We start from the raw sequence: 17,687 nt of genomic DNA on the forward strand, positions 1-17,687 counted from the left end.
ACTGTTTTTAATCAAAAAAACATTTCATATAAAACCAACTGATTCTATATGAAACTAATAATTTCTGGACTCCTAAGGGACAGGCCACTGGTTCGACTCCAGTCGGGAGCGCCATACAAAACAAGGGGTTGGCATCATCACGATGCCAACCCCTTGCTCGTTTCAGGCCAAGGCCGCCATTCAGCCGGACTTTCCCCTACGCCCTGCGCCAGATGATGGCCTCCCTTTGTCTTCTCTATCCCCATGCCCGAAAAACCCTCATCTACGCTTGAAATGCACCGTCCGGGATGACGGTCGCACTCTAATCCGTTTGGGACAAAAAGAAGGGCATCATGGGTAACAACAAAAAAAGCAAAATAGAACAGCAGGCCGTGGCCGACGCACAGCAGCCCCTTGGCAACAAGGCATACGAAAAGGAGCTGCGTCGCCTGCACGTGGAGCTGGTGAAACTGCAACAGTGGGTGGTGCACAAGGGGCTCAAGGTCTGCATCGTGTTCGAGGGGCGCGACGGCGCCGGCAAGGGGGGCACCATCAAGGCGATCACCGAGCGGGTCAGTCCTCGGGTGTTCCGGGTCATAGCGCTGCCGGCCCCCACCGAGCGGGAGAAGAGCCAGCTCTACTTCCAGCGCTATATCCCGCATCTGCCCGCAGCAGGCGAAATCGTCATCTTCGATCGCAGCTGGTACAACCGGGCCGGCGTGGAGCGCGTCATGGGCTTTTGCAGCGAGGAGGCGAGCGACAAGTTTCTGGCCGGGGTTCCCATGGTGGAGCAGGCCATGGTCGACTCCGGCATCATTTTGCTGAAGTACTGGCTGGAGGTAACCCCCGACGAGCAGGAGCGGCGACTGCGGGATCGCATCGACGATGGCCGCAAGATCTGGAAGCTCTCCCCCATGGACATCAAATCATTCGATCGCTGGGATGACTACACCCGGGCACGGGACGCCATGTTCACCGCCACCGACACCGCCTGGGCCCCCTGGTTCGTGGCCCGCTCCGAGGACAAGAAGAAGGTGCGGCTCAACATCATCTCCCACCTGCTGGCCCACGTTCCCTACCAGGATCTCCCGGCCGAGCCCATCAAGCTGCCCAAACGCAAGATAGGCAAGGTCAAACCCTCTGAGCACCCGTTCCGCTTTATCCCGGAACCCTTCTAGACAGCGGCAGGGGTGAGTCCGTGCTCACCCCTGATTCTGCTGGTATTGACGGATGGCGGCCCTGGCATTGAACAGCATGCGGCTCTCCCCCAGCTGGGCAGCCAAGCCACTGCGGCGCACATTCTCGAGCACCCCGGGATTGAGTCCGGCCAGCCAGAGCGTAACCCCCTTGGATCTGGCCAGCTGCTCCCCTTCCATCAGCATCATCAAAGCCGAATACTCCACATCCTGTACCCGGCTCATATCGAGCACCACCACCCGGGGTTGATGGCGCGCGATCAATTCGCGCATCCCGGCCGCCACATGCTGCACATTGATGAAGAAGAGGCGTCCCTCCGGTCGCAGGATCAGCAGGCCCGGAATGGTCTCGTCATCCGGGTGGCGGGCCGCCAGCGGGCGCAGCACATCCTCACCGGGCTTGCGGCCAATCACATGGAGCGGCGGCTGCGCCGTCTGGCTGGCCAGCCCCAGCAAGGAGGCCAGGATCGCCACCACTATGCCTTCCAGGGTACCGAACAGCAGCACCCCCAGGCAGGCGATGACGGCCCAGCGAAACTCCATCATCCGGATCTGCCCTATCTTGCGAAACTCTCCCGGCTGAATGAGCCCCACCGAATAGACGATGACCACCACCGCCAAAGTGGCGCTCGGCAGCCAGGAGAGCAGCGGGGCGAGAAAAATCATGGTCGCCAGCGCCATCACGGCGGTGACCACGGAGGCCCGCTGGCTCATGCCGCCAACGGAACGTACCACTGCCGTCTGGGAGGTGCCGCCCCCTGCCGGCATGCTGCCACACAGGGAGCCTCCCAGGTTGGACAACCCGGTGGCCACCAGCTCGCGGTTCGGGTTGATCTCGGGCTCTTCCTTCCCTACGAAGGCCCGGCCGGCGGCGATGGTCTCGGTGAAACTCATCAGCGCAATGCCCGCCGCCCCCGGCAACAGCTGCAGTACCAGGGTCAAGTCCGGCATGGTCACACTGGGCAGGCCGGTGGGAATGGCGCCGACGATGGCAACCCCAGCCTCGTTCAGACCCCAGCCCCATACCAGCGCTATGCCGAGACTCACCCCCAGCAGGGGTGCGGGCGAATGGGGAAAACGCCACTCCATGACCACCAGCACCACCAGGGTAACGAGGGCGACCCCCAGCGTCAGCCAGGAGGTATGGGGCAGAGCCTGTCCCAGATGGTAGAGATCCAGAAAGAAGTTCTCCTTCTGGATATGTACCCCGAACAGCTTGGGCAACTGATCGAGGATGATGACCAGCCCTATGCCGCTCTTGAACCCCACCAGCACCGGTAGCGAGATGAAGTTGGCCACGAAACCTAGCCGCAGCACAGCCGCCAGCAGCAGCATGGCGCCGACCAGCAGGGTCAGGGTGGCCGTCACCGTGATCAACCTGCCGGGATCGCCATCCGGCACCACCAGCCCGAGCTGGGTAGCGGTCAGGATCGCCAGGGTGCTGGTGGAGCTGACGCTGAGCACCCGGGAGGAGCCCAGCAGCGCGTAGATCAGCATGGGCACGAACGCAGTGTAAAGACCGATCGCCACCGGCAGCCCGGCCACTGTGGCGTAGGCCATGGCCTTGGGCAGCACCACCGCCGCCGCGGTGATGCCGGCCAGCAAATCGGGAAGAAGGCGCCTGGGCGCCGATGCGAATGATGACATGTGACTCCTCCATGCTCCCTGGGAGAGCGAATTGCCGCGGTGCGCCGACCTGGACTGTGGTTTGCCAACCCTGCCAATGCTGCGCAGACAGCATGAAGTGTATGCACACCGATGACGCAGCAGCTTGTTGTGCCTCAGGTTTTTCTTGCCCCTATACTTCAGCGGCGTTTTGGCGACGCACCGACCCGATTTGGACACAGGCCCGATTTGAGAGAGGGACACCATGTTGCGACTGCTCACCCTGCTGCTGATCTGTCTGGTAACTCCGCTGCGGGCTCTGACCCTGACCCCGCTGGCAGAGGGGCTGAGCCACCCCTGGGGGCTGGTTATCCTGCCCGATGGCGAATGGCTAGTCGGCGAGCGGCCCGGCCGGCTGCTGCGCATAGACGCAACTGGCGAACACCACTCCATCCGGGGACTGCCGGCGATTGCCGCTACAGGTCAGGGTGGCCTGCTCGATCTCGCCCTGGATGACGATGGCTGGGTTTATCTCAGCTACAGCGAGCCAGGCAACGGTGGGGCCGGAACCGCCGTGGGCCGGGCACGGCTGCAAAAGGATGTGCTCGTCGACTGGCAACGGCTGTTTAGTCAGCAGCCCAAGGTCGCCGGGGGCGCTCACTTCGGATCGAGGCTGCTGCTGACGGAGGATGGCTACCTCTTCATCACCCTGGGTGATCGCTTCAGCGAGCGGGAGCAGGCCCAGTCCCTCGACAACCACCTCGGCAAGACGGTACGCCTGCACAAGGATGGCCGGATCCCCGCCGACAACCCCTTCGTCAAGACACCCGGCGCCCTGCCGGAGATCTGGAGCCTGGGTCATCGCAACATGCAGGGGGCCGCCCTGCGCCCCGGCAGCCAGCAGTTCTGGGCCTACGAGCACGGCCCCCAGGGCGGGGACGAGGTCAATCTCATCCTGCCCGGTCACAACTATGGCTGGCCCAGAGTGACCTTCGGCGAGGAGTATGGCGGCGGCAAGATCGGTTCTGGCAGCGAAGCTCCCGGGATGACGCCCCCCAAGTGGGTCTGGGTGCCCTCCATCGCCCCATCAGGCATGATCTTCTATCAGGGCGAGCTGTTTCGAGGCTGGCAGGGCAATCTGCTGATCGGCGCCCTGCGTGGCCAGGCTCTGGTACGACTGCAGCTGGCGGGGGACAAGATCATCGGGGAAGAGCGGCTGCTCACCGAGCAGGGAGAGCGGATCCGCACCATCAAGGAGGGACCCGACGGCGTGCTTTATCTGCTGACGGACTCAGGTCAGGGACGCCTGCTCAAACTGAGTCCCTGATGACCATGGTGGTCCGCAATCTTGCAATACTCCGTGGCATGAGAACAGGCATCCCCGCCACCGGTAAATGAAGGGCAACACTTTATGCCCTGGGAGGGCCGGTCTGCTAGACTGGCCCTCCTTTTGTTCATTCATCTGCAAAGGAGTGTTGGATGTCTGCTGCTTCGTGGTGGGACAAGTCCACCGGGCTGGCGCTGCTCACCATAGTGCTGTGGGCCTCGCTGGCGGCGCTCACCTCCCGGGTCACCAGCGTGTCGCCGCTGGTGCTGGTGGGGCTGGTGCTGTTTTTCTGCGGGGTGGGAGCCCTGCCGTTCTGGCGTCAGTGGCGGGCTCGTCCGGTCAACTGGCTTGTGACCATCAGCGCCCTGCTGCTCTACCACCTGCTGCTGTTCATGAGCTTTCGCCACGCCCCCGTGCTGGAGGCAAACCTCATCAACTACCTGTGGCCATTGTGCATCATCTTGTTCACCCCATTGCTGCTGCCCGGTCACCCGCTGCACGGCCGTCACCTGCTGGCCGGCGCCCTGGGTCTGGCCGGCTCGGTACTGGTGATGGTGAACGGCGAGCTGCAGCTGCAACAGGCCTATCTGCCGGGCTATCTGCTGGCGTTGGGGGCCGCCATCGTCTGGGGCGCCTACTCGGTGCTGTCGCGCCGGCTGCCGCCGGCCCCGGCGGTAATGACGGCGGCAGCCTGCCTGCCCGCCGGGCTGCTGGCGCTGCTGCTGGCCTGGCTGCTGGAGGGACCGCTGCCGGTGGCCCGCATCCCGGCCGGTGACTGGGGCCTCATCATCGGGCTGGCGCTCGGCCCCATGGGGGCGGCCTTCGTCACCTGGTATCTGGCGCTGCGGGACGGGGATCCGCGCCGGATCGGGGCACTGGCCTATCTGACGCCGCTGCTAAGCACGCTGCTGCTGGTGCTGCTCAATGGCGAGCAGCTCACCCCCCGTCACCTGCTGGCTGGTGCTCTCATCATGGGGGGCGCCCTGCTCGGCATGCTGGGCAAGCCCCCTGCCCGCCAGCAGCAGGAAGCCCCGGCACCGCAGCCGTAAGCCAGCCTCCTCGACAGTCAGTCCGAGCCGCCGGGCTGACTGTCATAAAAGCGCCATCTCTGCTGCTTAAGCTCACGCCGACGCCCATCGCCGTGGTTCAACAAGCAGGAATGCTGCCGTGAAAATTGCCCATTACGCCTCCCTCTCTTCCCTCGCTCTGCTGCTGGTCGCCGCCGTGCAGGTCGGTGCCCTCTGGCACGGCTGGCAACAGCTCAACCAAGCCGAGCAGGCCCAGTACCAGCACGAACGGCTGCAGCAGCGGCTCACCGGCACCCTGCAGGGCACCCTGCGCGACTACCTCGCCAGCGGCGATCCGCTGCGGCTGACCGAGGCCGAAGCGGTGCGCAAACAGGCGCTTGCCCAGCTCACCCAGCAGGATGTGGCGCTCACGGCCCAGCTGCGCACCCTGCTCGAACAGATGGGAACGCGCATCGACAGCGACTATCTGGCGGCCGGCAAGCTCTCCGGCAACAGCCAGTGGCTGCTGCAAAATGCCGAGAACGAGCTGACCGATCAGGCCAGGGCAGTGCTGCGTTACGGCCAGCAAGGGGCAACGGGGAGCGACCCGGCCAGCGCCGAGCGTTATCGCCAGCTGGCCGGCGACCTGCTGGCGGCCCTGCCGGGGCTCGCTCACCTGCGCCAGAACTACATGGAGCAGGCCAGCCCCAAGCTGCTGGAAGGGTTGCAGTTCGAGCTGGCGGCCCTGCAAAAACAGGCCGAACAGCTGGCGGCCCTGCCGCCGCTCGGCCTGTTCGAGGCGCCCCCCGCCGACGAATTCACCCTGGGGGAACCGGAGCGCAAGGAACTCGGGGATCTGCCCAAAGCCGAACTGCTCTCGCTGCTCAAGCGTTACCCGCAGGAGCTGGAGAACAGCCGCAAGGCGCTGCAACAGCAGCAGGCGGGCCGTCTCGCCGTGCAGCAGGACATAGGCCAGATGCTGCAGGCCACCGGCCAGATGGGCAGCGAACTGGCCGCTGCCCGCCAGGCGGTCAACCAGCGGCTGGCCGCCATCCTCGGCAGTCTGGCGCTCTGTCTGGTGCTGGTCGCCTTGCTATTTGCGCTGGTACAGCGCCGCTGGCTGGTCAGGCCGCTGCTGCGCCTGCGCACGGCCTTCCTGCAGCTCGACGAGACCGGGCAGGCTGAGACCCTGCCAGAGGGACGCGAGCGCAACGAGCTGGCCGACATCGTCGCCAGCTACAACCGCCTCATCCTGCGGCTGCAGCAGGATCAGCAGCAGAAAGAGGGCCAGCTGTCGGCGGTGTCGCAAAGCCTGCAGGGGATGGTCAACCAGGTGCAGGAGATCCATCACAGCACCCGCACCACGGAGCAGGCGGTGGACGAGAGCGATCTGATGATGAGCGAGCTGAACCAGCTGGCCGGCGAGGTGCATCAGGTGGCCGCCGAGATAGCGCAGCACGCCCAGCACAACGAACGCTCCATGAGCCAGAGCGAGCAGCTGGTGGGCGGCATGTTGCAGGCCACCGCCCAGACCGGACTCGCCATCGACGAAAGTGGCGGCGCCCTGGCCCAGCTCAAGCGCTCGGTGGAAGACGTGACCGCCATCGTCGACGTGATCGGCCACATCTCCCAGCAGACCAACCTGCTGGCGCTCAACGCGGCCATCGAGGCGGCCCGGGCGGGCGAGCAGGGGCGCGGCTTTGCGGTGGTGGCCGACGAGGTGCGCCACCTCTCTGCCGATACCCAGCGCTCCCTCGGCCAGATCACCGAAATCCTGACCAGGCTGACCCAGGCGGGGGAGCAGCTCGGTACCGTGCTGGCGCGCATCACCGCAGAAGCCGCCGCCCAGCGCCAGCAGGCGGAGCAGCTGCGCCAGACCACCCAGGCGGTGCGGGAGATGGCGCGCAGCACGGCGGTCATCGCCCTGCAGGGGGCCGACAATGCCAAGAGCCAGGAGCACAAGCTGGCCAGTTTTGCCGATCTCATCGGCCGCATCAGCCAGCACGCCCGCCAGGGCAGCCGCCTCTCGGTGCAGGTGTCGGAGCACATCCACCACCAGGCCAGCCAGATCCCGCGCATCCTCGGTCATCAGGCCTGAGCCGTGCCGGTTTAGCCGGCGTCCCCTACCCGGCCCCTGCCATCGCGCAGGGGTTTATCTTTTTTTGTGGCACAAAATTATCTGTTATCCGCTGGTTAACGAAGAAAGATCCCTCTGCACAGTGCGATCCGTCCGGATCGGCCGGCAATTTCATCTGAAAACGTTGTCATCACCGATATCAGCGGGCTGGGAGTGTCCACAGCAAGCGTCATGATTATTTGCACTCGGTCATATTTTTGAAACTTGGTGGGAACTTTCCATTGATATTTCGCACCGCGAACGTACTCTTGGATTGTCCGATAGCCAAGGATCGGAACACAAAAAAACAAAATATGTGATGAACAGAACTGCACCACCGCAGATGTGCCAAGACGTCGCGGCCGCAGCCGACATACTCGAACTTTTTGCCCTTCGGGGTCTTGATTGCAATGCCAATACCGAGCGGCGGGCGCTTGCCTGACTGCCGGACAAAAAAAGCTAAGTCCATAAAATCAGGAGCAATACAAAATGGAAAAAGTGATCTTCAAACGTGCCGCATTGAGCGCAGCCATCGTTGCTGCCATGCTCGCCCCCGGTATGGTGTTGGCTGCCGACGAAGCCGGCCCCACCTATGCAGCCGCCGCCAGCAAATTCTATGAAGAAGGCAAACTCAACGGTGGCCTCTTCTACTTCCAGCGTGATCGTCAGCGTATCGACGGCGACCCCACTGCCAAGAACAAAGAAGGCAAATACCAGTCCAACCTGAGCCACGCCACCACCCAGGCCTCCCTGAACTTCAACTCCGGCTACGCCTGGGACGTGGTGGGTATCGATGTGGGCGGTTTCGGTGCCTATGATCTGGCCGTGACCGAGAACCACCCGGTCAACCAAGAGAACGAATTCTCCTTCGCCGGCAACAAATGGGGCGAAAACTACAAGGACGGCTCCCCGGAAGGCGGCTTCAGCCTGGCCAACGCCTCGCTGAAATTCAAGGCGCTGGACGGTGCCCTCACCGCCAAGGGTGGTCTGACCCAGCTCTACGTACCGGGCGTGATCGGCGTGAACTGGTCCTATCAGCCGGGTACCTACCGTGGTGGCCAGATCGAGGGTAACTTCGGTGGCCTCTACCTGACCTACGCCATCGCCGACGAGTACAAATCTCCCTGGTACAAAGAGACCCAGAAGTTCTCCCGTGCCAAGGCATGGATGGATCCGTTCGCCGATGAAAACGTCATCGACTACATCCAGGGTGTCGCCGCCCGTTACACCTTCGAGAACGGCACCGCCATCACAGGTTCCTACGGTAACTCCGAAAACTACATGGACAGCTACCACTTCAAGCTGGCCCATAAATTCGACGTGCTGAACGGCCTCTCCACCAGCTACCAGTTCTACGGTTCCGACACCAAGACCTATCAGAAGGGTGGTGCCGACATCGAGACTTACGATGGCCTGGCATGGCAGCAAGCACTGACCGCCGCCTGGGGCATGGGCCCGTACGGCTTCCGTCTGGAAGGTCTGTGGACCAAGGCCGAGGGTAACGAAGGCAACTACCTGCCCCGTCTGACCCGTGGCTACGGCAACTCTCAGGGCGCGAACGAAATCTGGTGGGACTCCCGCTCCGACTGGAACGCCAACAACGAGAAAGCGCTGTACTTCGGCGTGACCCGTTCCCTGGATGACCTGGTGGGTGCACCTGGCTGGTCCGTCGGTGTCTCCGGTGCCTACGGCTGGGATATCCAGAAAGGCGACGGCACCAAGGCCACCAACGGTGAAGATACCGAATGGGCAGCCAACTTCGACGTCATGTACACAGTGCAGGATGGCAAGCTGAAGGGCACCCTGTTCAAGCTGCACTACACCGATTACAACAACGACATCAGCCAGAGCGGCGGTTGGACCGAATACCCCAACATCTTCGCCTCCGAGAAAGACGTCAAGTTCCACATCATCATGCCGTTCACCATCCTGTAAGCAGGTGGTTGAAGTTAGCAAACCGGGCCAATTGGCCCGGTTTTCTTTTTTCTGATCTGCGGGTTAACATGCAAAGCCGCAGGCGCTTCTGCCTGCCTCGTCACACAAGGATGCGCCCATGTCCCGCTTCGTTCTGATCACCGGCTGCTCCAGCGGCATCGGCCTGGCTGCCGCCAAGGCGCTCGGCCAGCACGGCTACACCGTCATCGCCTCCGCCCGCAAGGCCGAGGACGTGGCGCAACTGCGCCAGCTGGGTTTGCTGGCGGTCGAGCTGGATCTGGCCAACGAGGCCAGCATAGAGCGGGGCGCGGCCGAGGCGCAGGCACTGGCTGGCGGCCGCCTCTATGGCCTGTTCAACAACGGCGCCTACGGCCAGCCCGGCGCGCTGGAGGATTTGCCCACCCAGGCGCTGCGCGAGCAGTTCGACACCAACCTGTTCGGCTGGCACCACCTCATTCGCCAGCTGCTGCCGGCCATGCTGGCGGCCGGCGAGGGGCGCATCGTGCAGAACAGCTCGGTGCTGGGGCTGGTGGCCATGAAGTATCGCGGCGCCTACAACGCCAGCAAGTTCGCGCTGGAAGGGTATACCGATACCCTGCGCCTGGAGCTGGCCGGCAGCGGCGTGCAGATCAGCCTGATCGAACCAGGCCCCATCGACACCCGCTTTCGGGCCAATGCCCGCGCCGCCTTCCTGCGCCACATAGAGCCCGCCGCCAGCCGCCATCAGGCCGCCTACCAGCAGACCCTGAGCCGGCTGGAGCGTGAAGGGGGTGCCCGTGGCTTTACCCTGCCAAGCGAGGCCTGCATTGCACCGCTGCTGCACGCACTCGGCAGCCCGCGCCCCAAACACCGCTACCCGATCACCTTCCCGACCCGGCTGTTCGGGGTGCTGCGCCGCCTGTTGCCAAGCCGCCTGCTCGACCGGATCCTCGCCAAGTCGGCCTGACGGCGACCGCTTCGCCACCCGGCACGCCCGCAAGCAGCCTGCAGCCAGGGGCGACGACGAGCGTCGTCGCCTCTCGTCTCATCCCCACCAACCGGCACCAGAGTGCGGCGCCAGAGTGGCTTGAATCAGCCAAGCCGCCATCCCTGGCAGTCCCCGCTCAGTAGTGCTGGCCGTTGCTGTAATAGCAGCTCTTGACGATGGGCAGCACCTGCACCACCACATAGGTCTGCTCCCCCAGCACCGCTTTCAGGTGACGGGTGATCAGCGCCGCGGCCGCGTCCTGCAGCTCCTGCGGGCGTTCGAACCAGACCAGCTCGACGAACGGAAAGCCGGCCTCGACCTCCCCCTCGCGCACCCAGTGGCTGTCGATGCTCTCCAGGGTGACGAACTCCGGTTTGCCCCCGGTAAGGGCACAGAGATCCGCCAGCAGGGGGGCGCTTATCTGCTTGAGGGTGTCGACGGAGACGGCCCGAAAACGAAGGTGGGGCATGGGAAAACCTCTTGGCTGTGACAAATGAGGACTTATCATAGGGGTTATTGTGACGAAGAGAAGCCATCCGCTGACATAAGGTGCCCCATGAGACTCCATCGCCTGCTGCTCCCCTTCCTGCTCTGCCTGCTGCTGCCGCTGAGCGCCTTTGCCGACCCCGCCTTCTATAAGGTCAGCAAGGGCGATCAGCAGCACTGGCTGCTGGGCTCCATCCACGCGGGCAAGCCCTCGCTCTATCCGCTGCCCGACCCCATCGAGCGGGCCTGGCTGCAGAGCCGCGCCTTGGTGCTGGAGGTCGACCTGACCCACATCAGCCAGCAGCAGTGGCAGGAGATGGGGGCCATCACCCGGCTGGTGGACGGCAAGACCCTCAAGGAGCACCTGCCGCTCGATCTCTACCGGCGCACCATCATCGCCGCCGGCCAGAACGGCCTGACCGAGAACATGCTGGCCCCGCTGCGCCCCTGGTTTGCCGCCATCACCCTCACCCAGGCGGCGCTGGAGCGCACCGATTTCAGCAGCGCGCTCGGGGTGGATCAGCACTTCGCCAAACAGGCCGGCGACAGCGGCAAGCCCATCATCGGCTTCGAGACCCTGCTCGAGCAGCTCGGCTACCTCGCCAGCGTCGGTGACAACCAGACCCTGATGCTGGAGAGCACCCTGGACGAGCTACCCGAGCTCGAGCGTGGCTTTCGCGAGGTGATGAAGGCGTGGGAAGAGGGGGACGAGGCGACCCTCATCAACCTGCTCAAATCGGAAATGGCGCCGCCCAAGCTGCAGGCCTGGCTGGAGCAGACCCTGCTGGCGGAGCGCAACCACAACTGGCTGAAGAAGTGGTCCACCCTGCCAAACGAGAGCTTCATCGTGGTAGGTGCACTGCATCTTTACGGCGACCAGGGCTTGCTCGCGTTGCTGGAACAACAGGGCTGGCGCATCACCCCGCTCACCGAGCCGGGTCCGCGCAAGCAGGCCCGCCAATAAGGCGCAGGCGGGGCCACATCGGCCCCGTCAGGGTCTTGATATGGGAGGGCGCTCACAGATCCGGCTGCCGATTTAATAACCACGGAAGGACTTGATCGAGATCATCTCTTTGCTCCCAAAGAGGTATCTATCATGCCTGTCATCAATGGGATGACTGGAGTGCATGAGATGGAATTTTGGATGAACCTGATGTTCGGCAACAGCGTGGGACTGATGTCCATGTTGGTGATTATCGGTACCTTCCTGCTGATCAGTTCCTACGCGGCCTATTTCATCTACAAGGTGATGAACGCCAAGCCGCCGAAAGAGGGCCAATAAGCCTGCGTCAGGCGATCCCCGATCGCCTGATCCCGCTCTCGCCTCCCCTTTGCTCACGGGCTGAACAACCCGGCGCCACCAGCGCACCCGCCACTTTCAGATCCGCCCCCGCCCGCTATAATGGCCGCTCATTCCACCTGCGGGGAGCCTGCCGTGACTCATAACGACGAACTCTCACTGTTTCGCAATGAAGTGGCCGATGTGCGCCCCATTCGCAACGACCATATCCGCCTCCAGACGGCCGGCAGCAGCCCGACCGATGCCCAGCTGGCGCGGCGCCAGGCCGCCACCGCCGAGCAGCTCGCCCTGGATCACCTCAGCATGGAGGCAATCGAGATGCTCGACCCCCACGCCATTGTCGGCTTCAAGCGCGACGGGGTGCAGGAGGGGGTCTACAAGAAGCTGCGACTCGGCAAATACGAGCTGCAGGCGAGCCTGGATCTGCACCAGAAGACCCTGAACGAAGCGCGCCAGAGCCTGGTGCAGTTCATTGCGGATTGCGAACTGCGCGACATCCGCTGCCTGCTGATCCTGCACGGCAAGGGAGAGCGCAGCACGCCGCGCGCCCTGCTCAAAAGCTATGTCAGCGCCTGGCTGCCGCAACTGCCGGCGGTGATGGCCATGCACAGCGCCGAGCGTCGCCACGGCGGCGGCGGGGCTCTCTACGTGCTGCTGCGCAAGAGCGAGCGCAAGAAGGCAGAGAACCGCGAACGCCATCAGAAACGGCTCGGCTAGCCAGCGCCCGTCATCTGGTCAGTCATCCTAAGCCAGGGTGGTAAAACGCACGAGGGCAGTGCTAGCATCGATCGGCCCCGAGCATGCCAGGTACGGGGTGCACGCCATCAGGGACGATAACAAGGACAATCCCATGTCATATCAGAAACTTGAACAACATCAGCAACAGCTGCACCGGCTCTCCCACCTCTCGGCCATCTGTGGCTGGGATCAGGCCGCCATGATGCCGGAGGGGGGCAACGAAGCCCGCGCCGAGGCCATGGCCGAACTGGGGCTGCTGATCCACCACAAGCGCATCGCCCCCGAGCTGAGCGACTGGATTGCCAAGGCCGAGAGCGAGCCGCTGGACGAGCTCCAGCGCGCCAACCTGCGCGAAATCAAGCGCCACTGGCAGGATGCGAGCCTGCTGCCCGGGGATCTCGTGGAGGCGCTGTCGCTCGCTGGCAGCAAGTGCGAACACGCCTGGCGCCGCCAGCGCAAGGAGAACGACTGGGCGGGCTTTGCCCCCAACCTCACCGAGGTGGTGACGCTCTCGCGCGAGGTGGCTCGCCTGCGTGCCGACGCGCTGGGGGTGCGCCCCTACGATGCCATGCTGGCGCTCTATGAGCCGGGCATGACCAGCGCCCGGCTCGACGAGATCTTCGGCGATCTGACCGGCTGGCTGCCAAACCTGATCCAGACTGTGAGCGAGCAGCAAAAGCGCGAGTCGGTGCAGATCCCGCAAGGCCCCTTCTCCATCGCCGCCCAGCAGGCGCTCGGCCAGCAGGTGATGGGGCTGCTCGGCTTCGATTTTGCCCATGGCCGGCTCGATGTGAGCAGCCACCCGTTCTGCGGCGGGGTGCCGACCGACGTGCGCATCACTACCCGCTACAACGAGCAGGAGTTTGTCTCCAGCCTGATGGGCATCGTCCACGAAACAGGTCACGCCCGTTACGAGCAGGGCTTGCCGCGCCAGTTGCTGGGCCAGCCGGTGGCCGAGGCGCGCTCCATGGGCATTCACGAGAGCCAGAGCCTGTTCTGCGAGATGCAGCTCGGCCATGATCCCGCCTTCCTCACGCTGCTGGCGCCGCACATTCGCGCCCACTTCGGCGAACAGGCGGCGTTGGCGCCGGCGAACCTGGTCAAGCTCTACAATCGGGTCGAGCCCGGCTTTATCCGGGTCGATGCGGACGAGGTGACCTATCCGGCCCACGTCATCCTGCGCTACGAGCTGGAGCGCGACCTTATCGAGGGGCACATCGAGGTGGCGGACATCCCCGCGCTGTGGGACGCCAAGATGCAGCAGTGGCTGGGGCTCTCCACCCAGGGCAACTACCAAAATGGCTGCATGCAGGACATTCACTGGACCGACGGCTCGTTCGGCTACTTCCCGAGCTACACGCTCGGCGCCATGTACGCGGCGCAGCTGCGCTTCGCGCTCGAGCGGGAGCTCGGCAACATGGGCGAGCTGATCGCGGCGGGCCGCCTGCCGGAGATCTTCACCTGGCTGGGCCGCCACATCTGGTCCCAGGGCAGCCGCTACGGCACCGACGAGCTGGTCAGCCGTGCCACCGGCGAGGTGCTGAACCCGCACTGGCTGCGCCGCCATCTGGAGCAGCGCTATCTGAAGTAGGGCCAGCGCACCCGCCAGCAGATAACAAACGGGGCCTCGCGGTCCCGTTTTTCATGGTAACGTGGCGCGTCAGCGCCCGTCCGGCACGCCGGTGAACTCGCGCAACTGCAGGATGTTGCCCTCGGGGTCAAACGCATTGCGCACCACGAAACCGGGGCCGGACCATTGCTGCGGCAGCAAGCCGCCACCGAGATCGGCCGCCTTCGCCTCCGCCCAGGCGAGGCTCGGCACGGTAAAGAACAGCTTGATGGCGCCCTGCTCACGCAGCTGCGGCGGCGTGGTGATGACCACCTGCTCGGCATAGGGAGCGGGGATTGCGTGCAGCAACAGCTGGATGTCGGCGTTTTCCTGCACGATCAGCTCGTCACTCTGGCTGCGGATCTCCATCTGCAGCAGGGTGCGATAAAAGTGGCTCAGCAGGCCGGGATCCCTGGCATAGATCAGGGCGCCGGCACGTGCGGGTCCTGGCATGGCTCTCTCCTCCTTGGATGTTGTCACCCCAGATTCGCACACTTGCCCCGCCAAACCGATCTGTTTTTCACGCCCTGCGATCGCGGGCGCGGCCTCGGCTTTATTTCAATTGCTGTCCGTTTCTGGCTAGTCATCGCCTTCGTTCCTGCTTAGTCTCTCACTCATCCGGGCCGCCGCGCCCGCCCCGTTTTCGGCGCAAGGAGCCACCGATGCCAACAGATCACGCCATGACGATGCCGCCGGCCACAGAGGATGAGGCAGACCTGCCGCTCAGCGCCGAGCAGTGCCATGCCGCCCGCCTGGCCCGCGATGCGCGCTTCGACGGCCGCTTCTTTACCGGCGTGCTCTCCACTGGCATCTACTGCCGGCCTGTCTGTCCGGCGCGGCCACCGCACGAGCACAACGTGCGCTACTTCCAAAGCGCCGCCGCAGCGGAGCAGCACGGCCTGCGCCCCTGCCTGCGCTGCCGGCCGGAGCTCGCGCCCGCCGCCCCCGGCGATCTGCCACCGGTGCTGGCGCGCCTGCTGGCCCGGATCGATCGCGGCGAGCTGGCGGAAGGCTCGCTCACCACGCTGGCGGAACAGGCCGGCATCAGTGAGCGCACGCTGCGCCGCCAGTTCGAGCAGCACCTCGGCGCTTCGCCGAAACAGGTGGAGCAGACGCGCCGGCTGCTGCTCGCCAAGCGACTGTTGACCGAAACCCGGCTACCCATCACCGACATCGCGTTTGCGGCGGGCTTTGCCAGCATTCGCCGCTTCAATGACGCCTGGCAGCAGGCATACGGGCTGGCGCCGCGGGCCCTGCGCCGTCAGAGCGAGCCAGCTGGCGACGCCCTGACGCAGGCTGCGCCGCAGCCCGAGGAGGGGGCGATGCTCACGCTGCAACTTCCCTACCGCCCCCCGTACGACGTGGCAGCCATGCTGGCGTTCTACCGGCTGCGCGCCATTCCGGGGTTGGAGCGGGTGGATGGCGAGGGGTATGAACGCTGGCACCGGGTCGGCGATCAGCTCGCGCGGGTGCGCATCAGCCAGGGCAAGGGGCACAGCCTGCAGCTCAGCGTCCATGATCTGCCGCCCGCCGCGCTGCCGGATCTGCTGTATCGGGTGCGCCGGATGTGGGATCTCGATGCCGACATGCAGCGCATCGGTGCGCGGCTCGGGCAGGATCCGCTGCTGGCGCGTCTGCAGGCGTGCTGGCCGGGAGTTAGGCTGCCCGCCGGCTGGGATGAGTACGAGGTGATGCTGCGTGCCATCGTCGGCCAGCAGGTGTCGGTCAAGGGGGCCATCACCATACTCGGACGGCTGGTGGCACGTACCGAGGCGCAATTCGGGGTGGCGCAATTGCCCACCCCTGCCCAGCTGTGCAAGCTCAACCTGGACGGTATCGGCATGCCCGGCAGCCGGATCAGAACGCTGCAGGGGCTGGCACAGGCGCTGGCCAGCGGCGAGTTGAGCCTGATCAGCGCCAGCGATGAACAGCTGCTGGCACTGCCCGGTATCGGCCCCTGGACGGTCGCCTACTGGCGGCTGCGCTGCGGACTGGACCCGGATGCCTTCCCCGCCTCGGATCTGGTGCTGCAAAAAGCGCTGGGCGGCGGCGCCAAGTTGCCGGTGAAAGCGGTATTGGCCCACAGCGAAAGGTGGCGGCCCTGGCGCGGCTACGCGGCGAGCTGGCTGTGGCATGCCATGAGCGAGGAGCCGGCTCTGTTGGCCGAATCGGCACTGCTGACCGAGCCGACACCAGGCCGCGCAGCAAGCGACAACCCATCAGAGGAGACAACCCCATGATCCGCTACGATATCTTGCCCAGCCGCTGCGGCGATCTGCTGGTGGCCATCGACGAGCGCGGCCTGCTGCACGTGGACTTCGTGGCGGGACTGCGCGCGCTGCCCGACATGAGTGGCTGGCTACAAGACAAGGTGGCGCTGGCCCCTTTTCTCGCGCAATTTGAGGCCTATTTTGCCGGCCGCCTGCAACGCTTCACCCTGCCGCTCGCACCGAGAGGCACGGCGTTTCAGCAAGCGGTCTGGCAGGCGCTGTGCGACATTCCCTACGGCGAGACCCGCAGCTACAGCGACATCGCCCGCGCCATCGGCAAGCCCAATGCGGTGCGGGCGGTGGGCGCCGCCAACGGCCGCAACCCGCTCTCGATCATCATCCCCTGCCATCGGGTGATCGGCCAGAACGGCAGCCTGACCGGCTATGCGGGGGGCTTGCCCATCAAGCAGGCGCTGCTCACGCTGGAAGGGATCTCCTGTTGACGACACGGCGCCCACTCACAGGCGCTCGGCCAGCCAGCCGTGGAAGCCGAGCGCCTGAAAATAGCGCCGACCAACGCCAAAGCCCGCCGTCTGCAACAGGTGTCGGGTCTGTTTCTCATCGAGAGGAAAGAAGTCCTGTGCCAAACGCAGCACCATCTGTTCGCTGGCGCTCCGAGGCAGACCGGCACGGTGCGCGTGCAGCCCCATCACGGCGCGCTCGTCATCGTCTTGCGCAGCCATCAGGTCGGCCAGCAACAGAGGGGCACCGCGCCTGAGCTGGCGGGCGATGTCAGCGAGCAGTACCGCCTTTTGTTCCTGCGGCAGAAAGTGCAGCACCAGCAGACAGAGTGCACCGTCACACGCCATGCTGTCGGCCGGCAACGGCCCCTCCCACCATGTGATCCGCGCCGCCATCCCCGCCTGCTCGGCTTGCCTTCTGGCCTGCGCCAGCATGTCGGCCGATTTGTCCTGGGCAATGAACTGCCAGCGGGGACACTGGCTGCCCAGCAATAGCAGTTCGCTGCCCGTGCCGACCCCTACCAGCAGAACGCGCGCCTCCGGCCCAAGCCGCCCCATCAATTGGGACGCGCTGAGCTGGTGCAGCAGCTCATAACCGGGCACCAGCCGAGTAATGCGCTGGTCATAATCCAGCGCCCCCTCTCCATTGAATCGCGTCATCCTCGCCTCTCCTCCCCGTGAAAACTCCTTG

At 64.7% G+C, this 17,687-nt stretch carries 16 protein-coding genes; 12 read left to right on the forward strand and 4 right to left on the reverse strand.

Annotated elements, in window-relative coordinates; translation table 11 throughout:
• The first annotated feature begins 332 nt into the window (after positions 1–332).
• On the forward strand, positions 333–1,157 hold the full coding sequence (gene ppk2 / locus OKB87_RS16400; protein ID WP_270828011.1) for a polyphosphate kinase 2: 825 nt from the start codon (positions 333–335) through the stop codon (positions 1,155–1,157).
• A gap of 24 nt (positions 1,158–1,181) precedes the next feature.
• On the opposite strand, the gene OKB87_RS16405 is transcribed toward ppk2, so the two are convergent.
• Positions 1,182–2,822, reverse strand: a complete 1,641-nt coding sequence (locus OKB87_RS16405) for a SulP family inorganic anion transporter (RefSeq protein WP_270828012.1) — start codon at positions 2,820–2,822, stop codon at positions 1,182–1,184.
• Positions 2,823–3,045: 223 nt separating this feature from the next.
• Between OKB87_RS16405 and OKB87_RS16410 the strand changes: the two genes are divergently transcribed.
• The 5 genes from OKB87_RS16410 (at position 3,046) to OKB87_RS16430 (ending at position 10,111) form a co-directional block, all read left to right on the forward strand.
• Entirely contained in the window at positions 3,046–4,107 is a 1,062-nt protein-coding gene (locus OKB87_RS16410) for a PQQ-dependent sugar dehydrogenase (RefSeq protein WP_270828013.1), read from the forward strand.
• Between the two features lie 152 nt (positions 4,108–4,259).
• Entirely contained in the window at positions 4,260–5,156 is an 897-nt protein-coding gene (locus tag OKB87_RS16415; protein WP_270828015.1) for a DMT family transporter, read from the forward strand.
• 118 nt (positions 5,157–5,274) lie between these two features.
• Positions 5,275–7,212 carry a methyl-accepting chemotaxis protein gene (locus tag OKB87_RS16420; protein ID WP_270828016.1) on the forward strand — a complete coding sequence of 646 codons (1,938 nt, stop codon included), beginning with the start codon at positions 5,275–5,277 and terminating at the stop codon, positions 7,210–7,212.
• A gap of 507 nt (positions 7,213–7,719) precedes the next feature.
• Positions 7,720–9,165 (forward strand): OprD family outer membrane porin, encoded by a 1,446-nt coding sequence (locus OKB87_RS16425; protein WP_011704981.1) that lies wholly within the window; start codon positions 7,720–7,722, stop codon positions 9,163–9,165.
• Positions 9,166–9,283: 118 nt separating this feature from the next.
• On the forward strand, positions 9,284–10,111 hold the full coding sequence (locus OKB87_RS16430) for an SDR family oxidoreductase (RefSeq protein WP_016349753.1): 828 nt from the start codon (positions 9,284–9,286) through the stop codon (positions 10,109–10,111).
• A gap of 157 nt (positions 10,112–10,268) precedes the next feature.
• Here the strand turns inward: OKB87_RS16430 and OKB87_RS16435 are convergent, their stop codons facing one another.
• The gene (locus OKB87_RS16435) at positions 10,269–10,601 is read right to left on the reverse strand and encodes a DUF1904 family protein (protein ID WP_039215483.1); all 333 of its coding nucleotides are present in this window, start codon (positions 10,599–10,601) and stop codon (positions 10,269–10,271) included.
• A gap of 87 nt (positions 10,602–10,688) precedes the next feature.
• On the opposite strand from OKB87_RS16435, the gene OKB87_RS16440 reads away from it, so the two are divergent.
• The 4 genes from OKB87_RS16440 (at position 10,689) to OKB87_RS16455 (ending at position 14,247) form a co-directional block, all read left to right on the forward strand.
• On the forward strand, positions 10,689–11,582 hold the full coding sequence (locus OKB87_RS16440) for a TraB/GumN family protein (protein ID WP_270828017.1): 894 nt from the start codon (positions 10,689–10,691) through the stop codon (positions 11,580–11,582).
• A 132-nt stretch (positions 11,583–11,714) separates the two neighbouring features.
• Positions 11,715–11,900 carry a DUF3149 domain-containing protein gene (locus tag OKB87_RS16445; protein WP_011704978.1) on the forward strand — a complete coding sequence of 62 codons (186 nt, stop codon included), beginning with the start codon at positions 11,715–11,717 and terminating at the stop codon, positions 11,898–11,900.
• A 153-nt stretch (positions 11,901–12,053) separates the two neighbouring features.
• Positions 12,054–12,635 carry a DNA endonuclease SmrA gene (gene smrA / locus OKB87_RS16450; RefSeq protein ID WP_270828018.1) on the forward strand — a complete coding sequence of 194 codons (582 nt, stop codon included), beginning with the start codon at positions 12,054–12,056 and terminating at the stop codon, positions 12,633–12,635.
• 133 nt (positions 12,636–12,768) lie between these two features.
• Positions 12,769–14,247 (forward strand): carboxypeptidase M32, encoded by a 1,479-nt coding sequence (locus tag OKB87_RS16455; protein WP_270828020.1) that lies wholly within the window; start codon positions 12,769–12,771, stop codon positions 14,245–14,247.
• Positions 14,248–14,316: 69 nt separating this feature from the next.
• Here OKB87_RS16455 and OKB87_RS16460 read toward each other — a convergent pair whose 3' ends face one another.
• A complete protein-coding gene (locus OKB87_RS16460) occupies positions 14,317–14,718 on the reverse strand; it encodes a VOC family protein (RefSeq protein ID WP_017787743.1) in 402 nt (133 codons plus the stop codon).
• A gap of 209 nt (positions 14,719–14,927) precedes the next feature.
• Between OKB87_RS16460 and OKB87_RS16465 the strand changes: the two genes are divergently transcribed.
• Positions 14,928–16,505 carry an AlkA N-terminal domain-containing protein gene (locus OKB87_RS16465; RefSeq protein WP_270828021.1) on the forward strand — a complete coding sequence of 526 codons (1,578 nt, stop codon included), beginning with the start codon at positions 14,928–14,930 and terminating at the stop codon, positions 16,503–16,505.
• Positions 16,502–16,978, forward strand: a complete 477-nt coding sequence (locus tag OKB87_RS16470; RefSeq protein ID WP_211067212.1) for a methylated-DNA--[protein]-cysteine S-methyltransferase — start codon at positions 16,502–16,504, stop codon at positions 16,976–16,978. Before OKB87_RS16465 ends, OKB87_RS16470 begins: the two co-directional genes overlap by 4 nt.
• A 15-nt stretch (positions 16,979–16,993) precedes the next feature.
• Here OKB87_RS16470 and OKB87_RS16475 read toward each other — a convergent pair whose 3' ends face one another.
• Positions 16,994–17,656: a class I SAM-dependent methyltransferase gene (locus OKB87_RS16475; RefSeq protein ID WP_270828022.1), complete on the reverse strand. Its 663-nt coding sequence runs from the start codon at positions 17,654–17,656 to the stop codon at positions 16,994–16,996.
• Positions 17,657–17,687 lie beyond the last annotated feature (31 nt).

The sequence above is a fragment of the Aeromonas sp. Y318-1 genome, from assembly GCF_027706125.1.
GTDB classification, from domain to species: domain Bacteria; phylum Pseudomonadota; class Gammaproteobacteria; order Enterobacterales; family Aeromonadaceae; genus Aeromonas; species Aeromonas hydrophila.

Coding starts and splice junctions, on each gene's coding strand:
- OKB87_RS16470 (WP_211067212.1), top strand. CDS start 16,502: ATGATCCGCTACGATATCTTGCCCAGCCGCTGCGGCGATCTGCTGGTG.
- OKB87_RS16440 (WP_270828017.1), top strand. CDS start 10,689: ATGAGACTCCATCGCCTGCTGCTCCCCTTCCTGCTCTGCCTGCTGCTG.
- OKB87_RS16445 (WP_011704978.1), top strand. CDS start 11,715: ATGCCTGTCATCAATGGGATGACTGGAGTGCATGAGATGGAATTTTGG.
- ppk2 (WP_270828011.1), top strand. CDS start 333: ATGGGTAACAACAAAAAAAGCAAAATAGAACAGCAGGCCGTGGCCGAC.
- OKB87_RS16425 (WP_011704981.1), top strand. CDS start 7,720: ATGGAAAAAGTGATCTTCAAACGTGCCGCATTGAGCGCAGCCATCGTT.
- OKB87_RS16405 (WP_270828012.1), bottom strand. CDS start 2,822: ATGTCATCATTCGCATCGGCGCCCAGGCGCCTTCTTCCCGATTTGCTG.
- OKB87_RS16410 (WP_270828013.1), top strand. CDS start 3,046: ATGTTGCGACTGCTCACCCTGCTGCTGATCTGTCTGGTAACTCCGCTG.
- OKB87_RS16460 (WP_017787743.1), bottom strand. CDS start 14,718: ATGCCAGGACCCGCACGTGCCGGCGCCCTGATCTATGCCAGGGATCCC.
- OKB87_RS16465 (WP_270828021.1), top strand. CDS start 14,928: ATGCCAACAGATCACGCCATGACGATGCCGCCGGCCACAGAGGATGAG.
- OKB87_RS16435 (WP_039215483.1), bottom strand. CDS start 10,601: ATGCCCCACCTTCGTTTTCGGGCCGTCTCCGTCGACACCCTCAAGCAG.
- OKB87_RS16455 (WP_270828020.1), top strand. CDS start 12,769: ATGTCATATCAGAAACTTGAACAACATCAGCAACAGCTGCACCGGCTC.
- OKB87_RS16415 (WP_270828015.1), top strand. CDS start 4,260: ATGTCTGCTGCTTCGTGGTGGGACAAGTCCACCGGGCTGGCGCTGCTC.
- OKB87_RS16430 (WP_016349753.1), top strand. CDS start 9,284: ATGTCCCGCTTCGTTCTGATCACCGGCTGCTCCAGCGGCATCGGCCTG.
- OKB87_RS16475 (WP_270828022.1), bottom strand. CDS start 17,656: ATGACGCGATTCAATGGAGAGGGGGCGCTGGATTATGACCAGCGCATT.